Here is a 17941-nt window from a genome sequence, read left to right as displayed (position 1 = left end):
TATGGAACAGGAATTTGTCAAAGCCCTCCCCATCCTTCATCATCTGATGAAGGCGGGCCATCAGGCGTACTTTGTCGGGGGAGCCGTCAGAGACAGCTATATGAAACGAAAAATAGGTGATGTGGACATCGCAACCAGCGCTTTGCCGAATGAGGTGGAGCGCCTCTTTAAGCGGACTGTCGATGTAGGAAAAGAGCACGGCACCGTCATCGTCCTGTGGGAAGATGAAACCTATGAAGTCACCACTTTTCGTGCCGAATCAGAATATAAGGACTACCGGCGCCCTGAAGCTGTGCGGTTCATTACTTCTTTATCAGAAGACTTAAAGCGGAGAGACTTAACGATTAATGCGATGGCGATGTCTGCCGAAGGAGAGCTGCTTGATTATTTCGGAGGCGCACATGATATCGGACAAAAGCTGATCCGTACGGTAGGTAACCCTGAAGACCGTTTTCGGGAAGACGCTCTGCGGATGATGAGAGCCGTCCGCTTTATGAGTCAGCTCGGCTTTCTGTTAGAAAAAGATACAAGAGAGGCCGTCATAAAAGACAGGGAGCTTATGGCACATGTATCAGTAGAACGAAAGACCGTCGAGTTTGAAAAGCTGATGCAGGGCGCTTTCTCACAAGAAGCGATTCAAACGATGGTGCAGACAGGTCTGATACAAGAGCTGCCCGGCCTTTCCGGTTATGAGCAGCAAATGCTTGAAGCAAGCGGCTTTCCGTTTTCTTCTTTAGATGCACGCGAAGAACGCTGGGCAGCGCTGTTATTGTTTCTCGGTCTTTGTCCGAAAAGTGCCGAGGCGTTTTTAAAACAATGGAAACTGCCGGGAAAAGTCATAAAAAAAGCGGTGCAGATCATAAGCGTTTATCCGGCGCAGCTGGAAGCAGAAGCGATGTACCGGGCGGGAGAGGTTCTGTTTTCAGCCGTTAAAATCGGGATGCTGAAACAGCATAAGACGATTGATGAACAAAAGCTGAAAGAGGTTCAGAGCCTGTATGAGCAGCTGCCGATCAAAAGCCTTCGAGACCTCGACATTTCAGGAGCTGATCTGATGGAGCTCAGAAACCGCCGCGCGGGTAAATGGGTGGCCGAAGAACTTCGCCGGATTGAAGAAGCGGTATTGGCAGGGAAGCTTCCTAACCGAAAACATGACATAAAGGAGTGGCTCGCATCATGGGATCAACATTAAGAACCCGATTAATTGATTTATTTTCTGAGGCGGGTGACGGCTTTATCTCCGGGCAGAAAATAAGTGACGCGCTCGGCTGCTCGAGAACCGCCGTTTGGAAACATATAGAGGAGCTCCGCAAAGAGGGGTATGAGGTTGAGGCGGTCAGACGAAAAGGGTACAGGCTCATTAAAAAACCGGGGAAACTCAGTGAATCCGAAATCCGTTTCGGACTGAAAACAGAAGTTTTGGGCAAACAGCTTCATTACCGGGACGTCCTGCCGTCCACCCAAAAAACCGCTCATGAACTTGCCAATGACGGCGCGCCGGAAGGGACCCTCGTAGTCGCCGATAAACAAACGGCAGGCAGAGGAAGAATGGCCAGAGTATGGCATTCACAGGAGGGAAACGGGATTTGGATGAGCCTCATTCTGAGACCCGACGTTCCTTTGCAAAAAACGCCGCAGCTCACCCTGTTATCCGCCGTTGCGGTCGTACAGGCCATCGAGGCTTTTACAGGTGTACAGGCCGCCATTAAATGGCCGAATGATTTAATGGTTCACGGCAAAAAAGCCGTCGGGATTTTAACTGAGCTGCAGGCGGAAGAAGACCGTGTCCGTTCGGTTATTCTCGGGATCGGCATCAACGTGAACCAGCAGGAAATCGATTTTCCCGGCGAGCTTCAGGACATTGCGACGAGCCTGAGCATGGAAGCCGGCGAAAAAATTGACAGAGCGGGTCTGATACAAGAGATTCTGCTGACTTTTGAAAAACGCTATCAGGATTACTTGAACCACGGCTTTACACCGATCAAGCTGCTATGGGAAAGCTATGCGGTCGGACTGGGGAACGAGCTCAGAGCGAGAACGCTGCAAGGAACGTTTTACGGGAAAGCGCTCGGAATTGATGATGAGGGAGTTCTTCTTTTGGAAACGAGAGACGGTATAAAGAAGATCTATTCTGCCGATATTGAGCTCAATTAATCTTAGTTGGTACAAGCCTCGTGAATTTGGTATACTTCCTATGGGCAGTATCATAATGAACTGCACCTGATCAGCAGAACAGAGATTACGAAAAGTCTGCCTTGATCCAAAAAAGGACTGGGACAGAGGGATGACATTCGCCGAACGTTAAACAAGTGGGAATCCTTCTTATTTTACAGAAGGCTTTTTTGCTTGCGAAGAATTGGCGGCTCATCTCCTCACCGTTTAGAGGAGGAGAAACAGAATGAAAACAAAACTGGATTTCATGAAAATGAAGGAAAACGGAGAGCCGATCGTGATGCTGACCGCTTACGATTATCCGCAGGCAAAGCTTGCGGAACAGGCGGGAGTCGACATGATTTTAGTCGGGGATTCGCTCGGAATGGTCGTGCTCGGACTCGATTCAACCGTCGGCGTAACGGTCAGTGATATGATTCACCATACAAAAGCGGTAAAACGCGGTGCGAAAAATACGTTTATCGTAACTGACATGCCGTTTATGTCTTACCACCTTTCAAAAGAGGATACATTGAAAAACGCCGCGGCCATTATTCAGGAAAGCGGCGCGGACGCGTTAAAGCTGGAAGGCGGAGACGGCGTTTTCGAATCCATCCGCGCGCTGACTCTCGGCGGAATTCCCGTCGTCAGCCATTTAGGCCTCACACCGCAGTCTGTCGGCGTATTAGGCGGATATAAAGTGCAGGGAAAAGATGAGCAAAGCGCGAAAAAGCTCATTGAAGACAGCATCAAATGCGAGCAGGCGGGAGCGATGATGCTCGTGCTTGAATGTGTGCCTGCTGAACTGACTGCTAAAATAATAGAAGAAGTATCCATTCCCGTCATCGGAATCGGAGCCGGTTCAAAAGCGGACGGCCAAGTCCTTGTCTATCATGACGTCGTCGGCCACGGCGTGGACAGAACACCGAAGTTCGTGAAGCAATACGCCAAAATCGACGGCACGATTGAGTCGGCCCTCAGCGATTATGTCCGTGATGTGAAAGAACGGGTTTTCCCGGAAGAAAAGCATTCCTTTCAGATAAACCAAACTGTGCTGCAAGGCTTGTACGGAGGAAAGTAAGCGATGAAACAACTGACAGAAACTCAACAGCTGAAAGAATTAATTGCACAATACCGCTCAGAAGGCCGGACGATCGGATTCGTCCCGACAATGGGTTTTCTTCATGAAGGACACCTGACGCTGGTTGAAAAAGCAAACAAAGAAAACGATATTGTCGTGATGAGCATCTTTGTCAATCCGACTCAATTCGGACCGGGCGAGGATTACGAAGCATATCCGCGAGATTTAAAGCGCGATGCCCGGCTTGCAGAACAGGCGGGAGCAGATGTTTTGTTTACGCCGTCTCCAAGTGACATGTATAAAGGCGAGCAAAATGTTGCCGTGCAAGTGAAAAGGAGAACTGACGTGTTGTGCGGTGCCTCCCGCGTCGGCCATTTTGACGGAGTGGCCACTGTGCTGACGAAGTTTTTCAATCTCGTTAAACCGACCCGCGCCTACTTCGGCCTGAAAGATGCCCAGCAGGCAGCGGTTGTGGACGGATTGATTGAGGATTTCTTTATGGATATCGAATTGGTTGCAGTGGACACGGTCAGAGAAGAAGACGGACTTGCCAAAAGCTCTCGCAACGTCTATCTGACTGAGCAGGAACGCAAAGAAGCGCCGATGATCTATAAAGCATTGCAGCAAGGTGCTGAACTGGTCAGAGACGGTGAAAGAAATCCGGAAACCGTTATAAAAACCGTCACCGATATCATCGAAAACACAAGCGGCGTCATTGATTATGCCGAACTGTACGCTTATCCGGAGCTGACTCCGCTTAAAACATTAAACGGCAAGGTCATTCTGGCCTGCGCCGTCCAATTTTCTAAAGCAAGACTGATTGATAATATCATTATTGATATTGATGAATGGGAGAGATCATAATATGTACCGCACTATGATGGCCGGAAAACTGCACCGCGCTACCGTGACGGAAGCCAATTTAAACTATGTCGGCAGCATAACGATTGATGAAGATCTTTTAGATGCCGTCGGAATGCTCGCTAATGAAAAAGTTCAGATTGTGAATAATAATAACGGGGCGAGACTTGAAACGTATATTATTCCCGGTAAGCGGGGGAGCGGCGTCATCTGTTTAAACGGAGCTGCCGCCCGTCTCGTCCAAGAAGGAGATAAAGTCATTATTATTTCTTATCAAATGATGTCTGATCAGGAAGCAAAAAGCCATCAGCCGAAGGTGGCCGTTCTGGATGATCAGAATAAAATCGAGCAGATGCTGGGTCAGGAACCGGCACACACGATTTTGTAAAAGAGCCCCCTTCATGGGGGTTTTCTTTTAAGATTTAGGGGCAAAAGCTGTTTTTCCGCTCCATTTCTCAACAAAACGTGTTACACTTTTCTCGTATGCAAGAATTGAGGTGTCCATTTTAATGAACAAACAACGGTTCGTTGTCATAGATGTCGAAACAACAGGAAATTCGCCGAAAAAGGGCGATAAAATCATTCAAATCGCAGCGGTTGTCATTGAAAATGGACAAATAACTGAGCGGTTTTCAAAATATATCAATCCGAATCAGGCCATCCCGCCGTTTATTGAACAGCTGACCGGAATTTCGTCCGGAATGGTTGAAAATGAACTGCCGTTTGAAGCGGTCGCAGAGGAGATTTTTCATCTGCTTGACGGCGCGTATTTTGTTGCCCACAATATTCATTTCGACCTCGGATTTGTCCGGCATGAACTGAGCGAAGCGGGCTATGAGCTGCCGGATTGTGAAGTGCTTGATACGGTTGAGCTTTCGCGTATTGTTTTCCCGGGGTTTGAAGGATATAAGCTCGGTGAGTTGTGCGCAGAGCTGAATATTGTTCATGACCGCCCTCACCGCGCAGACAGCGATGCGGAGGTTACGGGTCTGGTCTTTTTAGACATTTTACATAAACTGAAACATTTGCCTTTACCGACGTTAAAGCAGCTTAGAAGGCTTTCACAGCATTTTATCAGCGATTTGACGCTGCTTTTGGATTCTTTTATACATGAAAGCAGGCCGGCGGAAGAAAAGAGCTGCATTCCATACGCCTCTTTTTCAATTAAAGAGCCCGATCACATTCCGGTTTCCCGTCCGGTGAATGCGGCCATTGACCTTGAAAAGTGGAACGAAGAAAAAGAACAGATCTTGTCCGGCATCATCCCCCGCTATGAAAAGAGGAAAGGGCAGCTTTCGATGATGGATGAAGTGCTTGGCGCCTTCCGCAATCGGGAGCATGCGCTGATTGAAGCGGCGCCCGGCATCGGAAAAACGATCGGTTATCTCGTTCCGGCTGTTTTATTTGCCAAAGCGGAACAAACTCCCGTCATTATCAGCACATACTCTACTCTTTTGCAGCAGCAGATCATGTCTAAAGATCTTCCGCTTTTGGAGCGTATGTTTCCTTGGCCGGTCAAAGCCGCTATTTTAAAAGGGAAATCACATTATCTGTGCCTGCCTAAGTTTGAACATATTCTGCATGAGGAAGATGACAACTATGATGCCGTTTTGACGAAAGCGCAGCTTCTCGTCTGGCTGACGGAGACTGAAACGGGCGACGCCGCTGAACTGAATCTTCCATCAGGCGGCAGATTGCTGTGGGAGCGCATGGCTTACGATGAGAATTCTTTTATGAAAAAAGGGAAGGACTCGGCTGCCGGGTTTTATGAACGGGCTAAAGAAAAAGCGCAGGCCGCAGATCTGATTATCACAAACCATGCTTTGCTGTTTTCAGATCAAAGCAGTGAAACGAAAAAACTGCCTGCAAGCGGAACGGTCATCATTGATGAAGCGCATCATTTCGAACGCGCCGCCAGCGAGCACCTGGGGAAGAGAGCTTCATACATCGGACTGCACACAAAGCTCAGCCGAATCGGGACCTTAAAGGAACACGGACTGTTAAAGCGGATGAGAAAACTGTTTTATACGTATGAACTGCCGGCGGAAAGTTTTTTTGACGCCGATGAGTGGATGAAACATATTCAATCGGAAAGCGACGCATTTTTCAGTTCAGTGCATTCTTTTGTCAAACGAAGAAAACCTAAAGACGATCTGAACCGTCTCGTCTATAGTCTCAATCATAAAAGCCAGGATAAAGGGTTTCACATGATAACGGACGGAGCGGAGCGGCTTTGTGCGATGCTGGATCAGCTGCTTGACATGTTTTCCGTACAGGAGAAACTGTTACATCAAAAGCTTGATCAGATGAAAAGCGGAGCGGCTTTTTTAGCGGGCGAATATGTAAAGTGTATCAGGGGGCTGAAAGAATATCGCGATACGTTCAGCAGGCTGCTGTTTGAAAATGATGAGAAAGAAGCCGTTTGGGTTGAAATTGATGCGAAGGGCGCAAAAAATGCCGTCAGCATCTATGCGCAGCCTTTGGAGCCCGGTGAAATGCTGGCAGACCAGTTTTTCGCCCGCAAAAAAAGCGTTGTGCTCACATCAGCGACCTTAATGGTGGAGCAGTCTTTTCAATTTATGATTGAAAGGCTCGGACTTGCGGATTTTTATCCGCGCACCAAAAGCATCCCGTCTCCTTTTTCTTACGATGATCAGATGAATGTCATCATTCCGAAAGAGATGAAATCCGTTAAATATGACGGGGAGCGGGAAGTCATTGAGCATATTGCCAAGTATGCAGAAATCATGTCAAAGGGAAAACAGCCGAAGATCCTTGTCCTGTTTACCTCTCATGATATGCTGAAAAAAGTGTATCAGGAACTGAAACTTAGTATGGAGATCTCAGGCATTCAGCTTCTCGCCCAAGGTATTTCAGGCGGGAGTCCCGGTAAATTAATGAAAACCTTTAAAACGGCAAGCCGGGCGATTTTGCTCGGGACGAATCATTTCTGGGAAGGCGTTGATTTTCCGGGGGATGAATTGTCAACCGTCATGATCGCAAGACTTCCTTTCAGGGCGCCTGATAATCCGCTTCACGCCGCAAAATGCGAATTTGCCAAGAAGCAGGGGAAAAATCCGTTTCAGACGATTTCCCTGCCTGAGGCCGTGTTAACGTTCAGACAGGGGATCGGGCGCCTGCTCCGTACGGCGGGAGACAAGGGAACGATCGTTCTTTTAGATCAGCGTGTAAAGACGGCGGGATACGGACGGCTGTTTCTTGAAGCGCTCCCGACTTCATCCCTTTTGGAGCTGACGGATGCCGAGCTCGGGGCTTATGTCAGCCAAACGGAATAAAAGCCGCATAAACGCGGCTTTCGTGGTGTGGGATGAGGAATTGTTTTTATAGTAAAAGCGGGTTCATGCCGCCTTGTGATTTTATTATGCCGCGGGCGCATCCCGTTATGACTAACAAAATTTGTTCGACCGATGGAGGGTATAAAAATGGAAAGCAAAATTGAAATTCTGTCAACGATTAATGTGGAGCATTCAGATGATTTATATAAAATCGTCGATACATTAAACCGGACTTTGAAACGGGACAACCTGATGTTCGGCCTTGCGCTCGACGAAGAAAATCAAAATGAAGCGGTCTTCACCATTTATCGCACATAGGTGAAAAAGATGAGAAAAAAAGCATTAATATTTACAGCCGTATTTGGTATTATTTTTTTAGCAGTTCTTTTATTTTCGGCCAGCATTTTTAAATCTGCAATGGCTCAAAAAGAAGAAGGCCACGAAACAGCTGCCGCAGCCGCTAAAGAAAAAACGAATCTGACAGATGCTGAGAAAGTGGAGACCTTTGTCGGCAAACAGAAATATTATGTTGTTACCGGAACGGATAAACATGGAAAAGATATGTATGTATGGGTTCCGGCCGACAAAAAAGCAAAAATTCTCTCGAAAAAAGCCAGTGACGGCATTTCAAGCGGCAAGGCTGCCAAGATCGTTCGGGACGAAGGGCTTGTTTCCAAGCTGAATGGCGTTCACCCGGCGAGAGAAAACAATGTTCCGTTATGGGAAGTGACCTATATCAACAAAAGCGGACAGTATAGCTTTAGCTATGTGGACTTTACAAGCGGCAAGATTCTCAAAAACATTACACCGTGAGACGTATTAGGGGGAGTTCAAGTTGAAATTGGCAAAAAGAGTATCCGCATTAACACCGTCTGCAACACTTGCAATTACCGCAAAAGCGAAAGAGCTGAAAGCGGAAGGCCATGATGTCATCGGCCTCGGAGCAGGAGAACCGGATTTTAATACGCCTCAGCACATTATAGATGCCGCGGTGCGTTCCATGAATGAAGGCCATACGAAATATACGCCTTCAGGCGGTCTGCCGGCCTTGAAAGACAGTATCGCAAAAAAATTCAAAAACGATCAGGGGATTGAATATAAGCCGTCAGAAATCATTGTCTGCACCGGAGCGAAACACGCTCTGTATACATTATTTCAGGTCATTCTCGATGAAGGGGACGAAGTGATTATACCGACTCCTTACTGGGTCAGCTATCCTGAGCAGGTGAAACTGGCAGGGGGGCGTCCCGTCTATGCAGAAGGGCTGGAATCCAATCAGTTTAAAATTTCACCGGAGCAGCTGAAGCAGGCTATCACCGAGAAAACAAAAGCGCTCATTATCAATTCACCGAGCAACCCGACAGGTGTTATGTATACGAAGGAAGAGCTTGCGGAACTAGGAAAAGTGTGTCTGGAGCATGGCATTCTGATCGTTTCTGACGAGATTTATGAGAAGCTTACATACGGAGGAAAAAAACACGTCTCAATCGCACAGCTTTCAGATGAATTGAAAGAGCAGACGATCATCATTAACGGTGTTTCGAAATCTCACAGCATGACGGGCTGGAGGATCGGCTATGCAGCGGGTTCGGAGACGATTATTAAAGCGATGACGAGCCTTGCGAGCCACAGCACCTCAAATCCGACGTCCATCGCTCAATACGGCGCCATTGCGGCCTATAACGGGCCGGCTGAGCCGCTGGAAGAGATGAGACAGGCATTTGAGCACAGACTGAATACCATTTACGCTCAGCTTAGTGAGATTCCCGGATTCACCTGTGTCAAACCTGAAGGAGCGTTTTACTTGTTCCCTAACGCCAAAGCGGCCGCAGAAAACTGCGGATTCAAAGATGTCGATGAATACGTCAAGGCGCTTCTGGAAGAAGAAAAAGTCGCCATCGTGCCGGGCTCGGGTTTCGGTTCACCGGACAACGTCCGCTTATCTTACGCAACGTCACTCGATCTTTTAGAAGAAGCGGTCAAGAGAATCCGCCGCTTTACGGAAAAACACAGCTGATTCTGAAAAAGCGGCTTTTAAAGCCGCTTTTCACTTGCATTGACCCCGTTAGAGTAGAACGGGTATAATAAAGTGATGAAAAAAGAGATTCAGGCAGATTCCTGAATGTCTTTCTTGTTCTGGAGGGAAAGAGTTTGAAAACAACAATCAACCAAGTGTATAAACACACAGGCGAGGAAGTAACGATTGGAGCTTGGGTCGCTAATAAACGCTCAAGCGGTAAAATCGCATTTTTACAGCTGAGAGACGGTACCGGCTTCATTCAGGGAGTTGTCGTCAAAGCTGAAGTAGAAGAAGACATCTTCCAAATTGCGAAATCAGTGACGCAGGAAACGTCACTTTATGTAAAAGGAATTGTGAAAGAGGACGAGCGTTCACCGCTTGGCTATGAGCTTGCTGTTACATCCATTGAAGTCATTCACGAAGCGACTGATTATCCGATTACGCCTAAAGAGCACGGTACGGAATTCTTAATGGATCACAGACATTTATGGCTCCGTTCGAAACGCCAGCATGCAATTATGAAAATCCGCAACGAAATCATCCGTGCGACTTATGAATTTTTCAACAAAGAAGGCTTCGTGAAAGTTGATCCGCCGATTTTGACGGGAAGCGCTCCCGAAGGCACGACTGAGCTGTTCGCGACGAAATATTTTGATGAAGACGCCTTCTTGTCTCAAAGCGGCCAGCTGTATATGGAAGCAGCTGCAATGGCGCTCGGAAAAGTATTCTCTTTCGGACCGACGTTCAGAGCGGAAAAATCGAAAACGAAACGCCATCTCATCGAATTCTGGATGATTGAGCCTGAAATGGCATTTGTTGAATTTGAAGAAAACCTTGAAGTTCAGGAGAATTATGTTGCATACATCGTACAAAGTGTGCTGGAACATTGTAAGATCGAGCTGAACACATTAGGAAGAGACACATCGAAGCTTGAACAAATCAAAGCGCCATTCCCGCGCATTACGTACGATAAAGCGATCGAATTCCTGAAAGAAAAAGGCTTTGACGATATTGAGTGGGGAGATGACTTCGGTGCGCCGCATGAAACAGCGATCGCAGAAAGCTATGACAAACCGGTGTTTATCACTCATTACCCGACGTCATTAAAACCGTTCTATATGCAGCCTGCCAAAGATCGTGACGATGTCGTGTTATGTGCCGACTTAATCGCTCCGGAAGGCTACGGGGAAATCATCGGCGGTTCAGAACGCGTTCATGATATGGATTTATTGGAAGAAAGATTAAAAGAACACGGTCTGGATTCAGATGCTTACAAATGGTATGCTGAACTCAGACAATACGGTTCTGTTCCGCACTCCGGCTTCGGCCTCGGACTTGAGCGGACAGTGGCTTGGATCAGCGGAGCGCCTCACGTGCGTGAAACGATTCCGTTCCCGAGACTTCTGAACCGTCTGTATCCGTAATAGTTATGAAAAACGAAGTCTCCTGCAAGGGAGACTTTTTCTAAGTAAAGGGGAAAGCTCCCGGAGATAACCTTTTACAGTAAGAGGTGTAAGGATGAAAAAACAGCAATTTATAGATATGCAGGAACTCGGCATTTCAAGCATTCCCAACCTGCTGCTGACACATTACCGGCAGCTCGGGCTGAATGAAACCGAATTGATCCTGCTTTTGAAGATTAAAATGCATTTGGAAAAGGGCTCTTATTTTCCGACGCCGTTTGAACTTCAATCAGGCATGTCCATCTCTGCTGAAGAATGTACAAGCTGCCTGAGAATGTTTATTCAAAAAGGTTTTCTGTTTATTGAAGAATGTGAAGACCATAACGGCATAAAGTTTGAAAAATATTCTCTGCAGCCGTTATGGGCGAAGCTGTATGATTACATGCAGCATTCTCAAAATGAAACGCAGGAAAGAACGTCAGAAAGAGAACAAAAAAGCCTGTATACCATCTTTGAAGAAGAGTTCGGAAGACCGCTGTCGCCGCTTGAATGCGAGACGCTGGCCATATGGCAGGATCAGGATCAGCATGATGCGATTATGATTAAACACGCCTTAAAAGAAGCCGTTTTATCGGGGAAACTCAGTTTTCGCTATATTGACCGGATTTTATTTGAATGGAAAAAGAACGGCTTCAAAACGGTTGAGCAGGCGAAGGCGCACAGCCAAAAATTCCGGCGTGTTCAAACGAAACAAAATGATCCGCAAAAAGAGTATACGAGGCAGGTGCCTTTTTACAATTGGCTGGAACAATAACATGAGAAGGGGAGAAACGTGTTAAATTTAAAGCAGATTGAATATTGTCTTGAAAAAATCGGCGATATGTTTCCGCACGCAGAATGTGAACTTGTCCATTCAAATCCTTTCGAATTGGTTGTGGCAGTCGCATTATCCGCGCAATGTACGGACGCTCTCGTCAACAGAGTGACAAAAACGCTATTTCAAAAATATAAACGGCCCGAAGATTATCTTGCCGTATCGCTGGAAGAACTCCAGCAGGATATTAAATCAATCGGTCTGTACCGTAATAAAGCCAAAAATATTCAAAAGCTGAGCAAAATGATCATCGAAGAGTACGGCGGAGAAGTGCCGAAAGACCGGGATGAGCTTGTGAAGCTGCCGGGTGTCGGACGGAAAACGGCAAATGTGGTCGTGTCTGTTGCTTTCGGCGTACCTGCGATCGCAGTGGACACTCATGTGGAGCGGGTCTCTAAACGGCTCGGCATCTGCCGCTGGAAGGACTCTGTTTTGGAAGTAGAGAAAACATTAATGAAAAAAGTGCCGAAAGAGGATTGGTCTGTTACGCATCACAGGTTAATATTTTTCGGCCGGTATCATTGTAAAGCGCAATCTCCCCGCTGTGCGGAATGTCCTTTGCTTCCGCTATGCAGAGAAGGGCAGAAGCGTGACAAAAAAGGGCTGGTGAAACGGTGACGGCGATTGACATTCTGGCAGACTATGAAACATACCTGCGCAGCCTTACGGACTTGGAAAGCTTCGAGATCAAAGCGGCGCTGCGCCGCCATCCGCTGTATATGGATTTCAGCGGTCAGCCAACAGTGCAGCCATGGAGGGAAAGGGGCGAATATGTCCCGTTTCTGTTTCAGATTTGGAATGAAACGAAAGAAACGCTGCTTCCCGTTTTTCAAACAAGAAAATCGAGATGTGATCAAAATGACATGCTGAAGGGAATTGCCTGTCTGATTGCCGCTTTTCATTGGACGGCAGGGGAGCGGGTCACATCACTCGACTGGACTGTGCTTGAAACAAAGCATTTTCCCGCGGAACCGATCAATTGGGCGGAGCGAATGGCGTTTATTTTAACAAAACCGACTCAATATCACTCGTTTATTCAGCTTGATGAATTGATGACGGAGATGAAGAAACAATATCATAAATATGAAGCCATGAACAAATGTTAAAAACCTCCTTTTCTTATAAGGAGGTTTTTTTGTATGAAAAAAATCCTTCACCTGTTTGAGGTGAAGGATTTCGTCCGCTAATGAGCGGGATTTGACTGGATGGTTGACGAATTGGACTGCCCGTTGATATTTGAAGATGAGTCTTGGTTTTTGTCCGTTTGACCGCTGTCAGGTTTATTTGAGCCGTCTGAACCGGAATCGGAATCATTATCAGAGCCGTTATCTTGCTGTCCGTTGTTATCGGTCCCGTTGCCGGGCTGATTCTGATTGTTGTTATCTGTTTGATCCTTATCGGATTGATCCTGATTTTTATCCGGGTCATCAGTTGGTGTTTGATCCGATCCGTCAGACGTATCTGTCTGATTGTCATCTTTGTTTGAATCATCGGTTTGCGTCTTGTCCTTATCTTTATCTTCATCAGTCTTCTGTTCATCGTCAGTCGCTTTATCTTTATCCGCATCGTCTTCTTCATCTTTCGGGACTTTGAAAGATGCTGATGCCGTATCGCTTTTTCCGTCATCATTTTCCGCTGTCACCTGGAAGCTGTATGTGGAGCCTGGCGTGACATCTGAGACGACGGCTTCTTTTGCCGAACTGTTTTGAATGTCACTGTAGCTTCCGCCGTCAACGGATTGTTTGACATTGAATGTTGCATCACCGTCATAATTCCAGCTTAAGGTTAATGATTTTTTATCTTTGTCGTATTTCACTTGCAATCCTGTCGGTTTATCGGCTTTTTCTTTCGTGTACGTTTTAGAAACGGCAGTTGGCTGCGTTCCTTTCACGAAGTACTCCGTCACTTTTTTATCATCCGGCGTATTCGGTCCGGCTAAAGCGGCAGGATTCGAGCCTTTCTCAACTGTTTCTTTTACGACGCTGTCAGGCTGCTTGAAGCTTCCTTTACCGTCATCAACGTATGAGATCAGCTTTTGGAAAATCCGTTTTGCGACTTGCTGGTCTGCAGAGGACAGTGATTTCTTGCCTGCTTTGTTGCCAGATTCTACACCAGTCCAAACCGCCGCTGTATATTGAGGGGTGTATCCGACAAACCAGGAGTCCGGAACTCCGCCTGGAGCAATGTTATATTTTTGAATATCACCTTTAGTAAAGTTTGTCGTACCCGTTTTACCGGCAACTTCTACGTTCGGCACCTGAGCCAGCTTACCTGTTCCTGTTTGAACCGCTGATTTGAGCATATCTGTAATCATAAACGCTGTGTAGTCGCTCATAGCACTTTTCGGTTTCGGTGTTAAATCAAGCTTAGTGCCGTCATTAAATTCAATCGATGTGACCGCGTGCGGTTCATTGTACGTACCGTTATTTCCGAAAGCGCTGTAGGCGCCCGCCATTGTCATAGGGGAAACCCCCGGATTATCAGCTCCAAAACCGCCGATCGAATAAGATTCCGTTACACTATCCTTGTTTAATCCCAATCCTAAGTCATTTGCGAAGTCGACGGCATTATCTTTCCCTGCTGCTTGGTATGCTTTTAAAGCAGGAATATTACGTGAATCCGCGAGGGCTTCTCGCATTGATATCATATTTCTGTATTTATTGTCCCAATCATGTATCGGAGTGCCGTCAGAGTACGTGTAAGCCGAATCGTCAATCTGCTCATACGTCGACCATTTTTTATTTTCAATGACAGGCCCGTAATCAAGAATCGGTTTAATCGTCGAACCTGGCTGGCGTTGAGTATCTGTCGCGTAGTTAAACCCGCCTGCAGTTCTATTCCGTCCCGGTCCGATGGCGCGGATTTCTCCGTTTGTCGTATCAAGGAGGGTAACGCCGCCCTGCATGCCTTCGGTAAAGCCGGCCGTGTCTCCGTTCATCAATTGATCAAGATAATCTTGTGCTTTCGTATCAAGAGTCGTGTAAATTTTCAGTCCGTCAGTTGAAATATTGACGTCTTTCTTTTCTTTTGTCTCAATTTCTTTCATAACTTCTTCGACAAAAGCGCTGTATTTATTTGTGTCCTTTTTATCGTATTCCTTTTGGCTGACGACGCCTTCATCTTTCATGGACACTTTCTTCGCTTTTTGGTATTCAGAATTTGAAATGAATCCTTGTTTTTCCATTAAGCTGAGAACGATGTTTCGGCGTTTTTCGGAAGCCTTCGGGTTTTTAACCGGGTTATATCCGGTCGGGCTTTGCGGCATTCCGGCAAGCGTCGCCGCCTGTTCAACCGTAAGTTTGCTTAAGTCTTTTACGCCGAAGAATTCTTCAGCCGCTTTTCCGACGCCGTAGGCGCGCGGTGAGAAATAAATTCTGTTTAAATACATTTCTAAGATTTCATCTTTAGAATAATGGCGCTCCAGCTGCAGGGAAAGCCACACTTCCTGTGCTTTCCGTTTAATCGTTTTCTGATGGGTTAAAAGCGAGTTTTTCACAACCTGCTGGGTGATTGTGCTTCCTCCCTCTGAACCGAACCCATCCGTAAAGTTGGCGACCAAAGCGCCTCCGATCCGAATCGGGTCTATACCGTGGTGCTTATAAAAACGGGCGTCTTCAGTTGCGATAAATGCTTCTTTCACAACATCGGGTATATCCTTAATCGGGACGTAGGTTCGTTTTCACCGCCCACTTCCGCGATTTCTTTTCCGTTTTATCGTAAATCGTTGAAGAGTAAGGCGTTTTCAGCTTGGCTTCATCCAAAGACGGCGCGCCGGAAACCAAAACGGCAAATGCCGCGGCTCCGCCGACTATGCCAAGGACAAACAGAATAACCAAGGACAGCACAATCTTTTTGAATAAACCGCCTTTACGCTGTTTCTTGCCTTTTTTCGGTGAAGAGGGCTTAGTGCTTTTCGTCTGCCTTGCCTTACGGCGTTCTTCACGGCTCGTAAATTGATCTGACATAACATCTCAACCTTTCGTTTATCAACCTTTCGCTCAGTCTACTGTTCCTGCGAAAAATAAAGCTGTTCAATAATACTAATATAATCAATTCTCGGTGAGTATCCAAGGGAAATCGGAAAGGAAGCATCTTCTAATTCGTCTTTGCGAATTGATTTTCTGCCGTTCTTCTCCTTTCTCTCCCAAAAGACAAACAGCTTGTCGGCTTCGAGGAAATAAACCTTTCCGAAAGCGGATATAATAACAAAACAAATGCCGTCTTGCCTGACCACCTGCTTCATATGCTCAATCTGATGATCATGAAAATTCTGCAGGGGAAATGCCGTTTTGTTTTTTGTTTCTTTTGCCTCGAAATCAATGTAGCGTCCTTTATAAATGCCGTTGTAGTCAGTTGTTGAAGACTGTTTAAAATAAGCTTCCTTAATGACTGCGGCGCTTCTTTTCGGATAGTGGACGTTTACAATCTGGACGGGTGTCGGCTTTTTGTGAATGACAGCAATTTGGTTAGCCAGATAATACTTATTCGTTTCATTCAGGTCGTCTTCGAGGGTCATGCCGCGATTACTGTATGAATGAGACCGTTTCTGGCTGTTTTGGGATGAAACCGTTTTGTTCGGCTGAAAAGTTTTTCCATTCGGGTACCGAATCACTTTTTCCATCCTCCTTATCAAACTAATAGTGACGGAAGTGAATGAACGTGCATAAACGACAGACCGTAACCGCCATTCTTCGCCTGATCGAAAAAGAGACGAAAATAAAAAATGCCGATAATATTTCCCGGACGAATGCCTATAAAGCATATTATGACCGCCATCCTGAGATCAAGTGGCCGCTTTTGGCATCCTTTGTGTCCCGCAATGCGGGCTGGTCGATGACTGATTTAAGAGGCGTCCTTTATCAGGAGGGCCTTGACAGCAGTCAGAAAAACTGGTTTTTCCTTTCGTATGAAAGGGCGAATTGGCTGATTTTTTCTGATGCCTATCCTCAGCTTCTGGTCTACCAGTGGTCAAAACAAATCGGCGAACCTCTTTTCCGTCATCTTCCTCATTTCCGCGTCTCGGCTTTTATGCAGGAAGAATGGTTCCGCTTTTGGCGTGACGGAGATACGGAACGGCTCATGTATGCTCTTATTATAAATGAACAAAACACTATCCAAGCACCTATTATACAAAATCCTTCGTTTAAAAAGAATGTTTTTGGCACGATTCCTTTTTATTTAAGTGATTGGTTTCACTTTAATACGGTGATATTCCCTTCATTTGACGGACATTTATACGGAATTTCCGTCAAACGGTTTTCAAAAACCGAAGAGAGAATTACGCTCGGAAAACAGCTGGCCCGCCTTCTGTTCAGCCCTGATCTTCACGCTTCTTTTTACCGTTTTCTTGATACCGTTCCTCATACCGGTTCACGCTTTGATATGGAGAAAATGATCGGCATCAAAAAAAGAACATCACCCATGCTGAGGACAACCTATCCCATTGTTGCCCACTCATTAGACGGCGAAAGGGCGGATTGGTTTCAAAAAAGGTTAAGAAAAGGGGCTTTCTTACAGGAGAAAATGCCGAAACAGCTTGAACTGACGGACTGGTACTTCCAGAAAAGACGGGAGCTCCATGCGCTCTTCGCGGTTAAAGAGTGGCTGAAGAAATGAAAAAGCCCGAAACCGTTCGATGGGGTTTCGGGCTGCTGGTGTGTTACGTGGAAGGGCGGTTTGGGCCGCCTAATTTTTTATCAAGCGTATCAGTTGTTTTTGCTTCGGTTTTTTGCTGTTTACCTGCATTTTTCGGTCTCGTTTTCATACGGCACCTCCTCAACTGTATCGTTTGCATTAACGTGCCGGTTCATACAAAGTTTGCGGCACTTTTTTGTCGAAAGGCACGCCTTTTAGGATAATCTCTGTTTGTTTGCCGAACTGCTTCTAGTTTTGTCATGTGCAGAGGAGAGCGGTATGAAAACGAGAATTATATTTGAAAGAGACGCAAGTGATAAAAGGGAGGAACATGAATGTCTGTTTACACGAGCAAGGCTGATATTCTCCGTCTGCTTTCTGATATTGAAATCCGGATTTCTGCTGCTGAAAAGACGCTTACTCAAGCAGTCAGATCCTGTCAGGCGGAAGCAGAAGAAATCAGGCAGGAGAAACTTTCCCGTCTTGAGGAAGAGGCGCGGGAGCTTCATGTTTGTATTGATGACCTGTTTTTGACTGACCGGCGTAAAAAGGATTTGCCGAGAGCCTGTCGGATAAGCTGATTTTGTGCAAAAACTTTGGTACCATATGTACTGAGGTGAG

Annotated in this window: 17 protein-coding genes and 1 pseudogene; 15 read left to right on the top strand and 3 right to left on the bottom strand. The window is 46.4% G+C overall.

Annotated features, from left to right (window positions below; all coding sequences use genetic code 11):
• Position 1 precedes the first annotated feature (1 nt).
• The 13 genes from VP472_RS10690 to VP472_RS10630 all read left to right on the top strand — a co-directional run bounded on the left by VP472_RS10690 (position 2) and on the right by VP472_RS10630 (position 12792).
• Positions 2 to 1192 carry a CCA tRNA nucleotidyltransferase gene (locus tag VP472_RS10690; RefSeq protein WP_146277074.1) on the top strand — a complete coding sequence of 397 codons (1191 nt, stop codon included), beginning with the start codon at positions 2 to 4 and terminating at the stop codon, positions 1190 to 1192.
• Entirely contained in the window at positions 1177 to 2154 is a 978-nt protein-coding gene (locus VP472_RS10685; protein ID WP_146277072.1) for a biotin--[acetyl-CoA-carboxylase] ligase, read from the top strand. Before VP472_RS10690 ends, VP472_RS10685 begins: the two co-directional genes overlap by 16 nt.
• A 244-nt stretch (positions 2155 to 2398) precedes the next feature.
• A complete protein-coding gene (gene panB, locus VP472_RS10680) occupies positions 2399 to 3232 on the top strand; it encodes a 3-methyl-2-oxobutanoate hydroxymethyltransferase (RefSeq protein ID WP_070082024.1) in 834 nt (277 codons plus the stop codon).
• Positions 3233 to 3235: 3 nt separating this feature from the next.
• Positions 3236 to 4096, top strand: a complete 861-nt coding sequence (gene panC, locus VP472_RS10675; RefSeq protein WP_003153508.1) for a pantoate--beta-alanine ligase — start codon at positions 3236 to 3238, stop codon at positions 4094 to 4096.
• A 1-nt stretch (position 4097) separates the two neighbouring features.
• Positions 4098 to 4481: an aspartate 1-decarboxylase gene (gene panD / locus VP472_RS10670; RefSeq protein ID WP_003153510.1), complete on the top strand. Its 384-nt coding sequence runs from the start codon at positions 4098 to 4100 to the stop codon at positions 4479 to 4481.
• A 121-nt stretch (positions 4482 to 4602) separates the two neighbouring features.
• A complete protein-coding gene (dinG, locus tag VP472_RS10665) occupies positions 4603 to 7389 on the top strand; it encodes an ATP-dependent DNA helicase DinG (protein WP_043867238.1) in 2787 nt (928 codons plus the stop codon).
• A gap of 147 nt (positions 7390 to 7536) precedes the next feature.
• Complete coding sequence (locus VP472_RS10660) at positions 7537 to 7707, top strand: YpmA family protein (RefSeq protein WP_003153512.1); 171 nt, start codon at positions 7537 to 7539, stop codon at positions 7705 to 7707.
• A gap of 9 nt (positions 7708 to 7716) precedes the next feature.
• Complete coding sequence (gene tseB, locus VP472_RS10655; protein WP_014305291.1) at positions 7717 to 8202, top strand: cell wall elongation/penicillin-binding protein regulator TseB; 486 nt, start codon at positions 7717 to 7719, stop codon at positions 8200 to 8202.
• 22 nt (positions 8203 to 8224) lie between these two features.
• Positions 8225 to 9406, top strand: a complete 1182-nt coding sequence (locus VP472_RS10650) for a pyridoxal phosphate-dependent aminotransferase (protein ID WP_025852661.1) — start codon at positions 8225 to 8227, stop codon at positions 9404 to 9406.
• A gap of 134 nt (positions 9407 to 9540) precedes the next feature.
• Positions 9541 to 10833: an asparagine--tRNA ligase gene (gene asnS / locus VP472_RS10645; RefSeq protein ID WP_003153515.1), complete on the top strand. Its 1293-nt coding sequence runs from the start codon at positions 9541 to 9543 to the stop codon at positions 10831 to 10833.
• Positions 10834 to 10927: 94 nt separating this feature from the next.
• Complete coding sequence (dnaD, locus tag VP472_RS10640) at positions 10928 to 11626, top strand: DNA replication protein DnaD (protein WP_070082021.1); 699 nt, start codon at positions 10928 to 10930, stop codon at positions 11624 to 11626.
• Between the two features lie 18 nt (positions 11627 to 11644).
• The gene (gene nth / locus VP472_RS10635) at positions 11645 to 12304 is read left to right on the top strand and encodes an endonuclease III (RefSeq protein WP_003153517.1); all 660 of its coding nucleotides are present in this window, start codon (positions 11645 to 11647) and stop codon (positions 12302 to 12304) included.
• A complete protein-coding gene (locus VP472_RS10630) occupies positions 12301 to 12792 on the top strand; it encodes a YpoC family protein (protein WP_070082019.1) in 492 nt (163 codons plus the stop codon). The genes nth and VP472_RS10630 overlap by 4 nt, the downstream gene beginning before the upstream one ends.
• A 77-nt stretch (positions 12793 to 12869) precedes the next feature.
• Here VP472_RS10630 and VP472_RS10625 read toward each other — a convergent pair.
• Together VP472_RS10625 and recU are read right to left on the bottom strand one after the other, a co-directional pair.
• A pseudogene (locus tag VP472_RS10625) lies at positions 12870 to 15651 on the bottom strand (PBP1A family penicillin-binding protein).
• 38 nt (positions 15652 to 15689) lie between these two features.
• On the bottom strand, positions 15690 to 16298 hold the full coding sequence (recU, locus tag VP472_RS10620) for a Holliday junction resolvase RecU (protein WP_003153521.1): 609 nt from the start codon (positions 16296 to 16298) through the stop codon (positions 15690 to 15692).
• Between the two features lie 41 nt (positions 16299 to 16339).
• On the opposite strand from recU, the gene VP472_RS10615 reads away from it, so the two are divergent.
• Positions 16340 to 17302, top strand: a complete 963-nt coding sequence (locus VP472_RS10615) for a DUF2515 domain-containing protein (protein WP_032861546.1) — start codon at positions 16340 to 16342, stop codon at positions 17300 to 17302.
• 43 nt (positions 17303 to 17345) lie between these two features.
• On the opposite strand, the gene sspM is transcribed toward VP472_RS10615, so the two are convergent.
• The gene (gene sspM / locus VP472_RS10610) at positions 17346 to 17450 is read right to left on the bottom strand and encodes an acid-soluble spore protein SspM (RefSeq protein WP_003153525.1); all 105 of its coding nucleotides are present in this window, start codon (positions 17448 to 17450) and stop codon (positions 17346 to 17348) included.
• A 205-nt stretch (positions 17451 to 17655) separates the two neighbouring features.
• Here sspM and VP472_RS10605 point away from each other — a divergent pair, with 205 nt between their 5' ends.
• Positions 17656 to 17901 carry a DUF5446 family protein gene (locus VP472_RS10605; RefSeq protein ID WP_039063257.1) on the top strand — a complete coding sequence of 82 codons (246 nt, stop codon included), beginning with the start codon at positions 17656 to 17658 and terminating at the stop codon, positions 17899 to 17901.
• Positions 17902 to 17941: the final 40 nt, after the last annotated feature.

The sequence above is a fragment of the Bacillus sp. MT(2024) genome, assembly GCF_036362845.1.
In the GTDB taxonomy this organism is placed as follows: domain Bacteria; phylum Bacillota; class Bacilli; order Bacillales; family Bacillaceae; genus Bacillus; species Bacillus velezensis.
The sequence above is the reverse complement of the archived record's forward strand: the minus strand, read 5'-3'. Positions and strand labels throughout refer to the sequence as shown.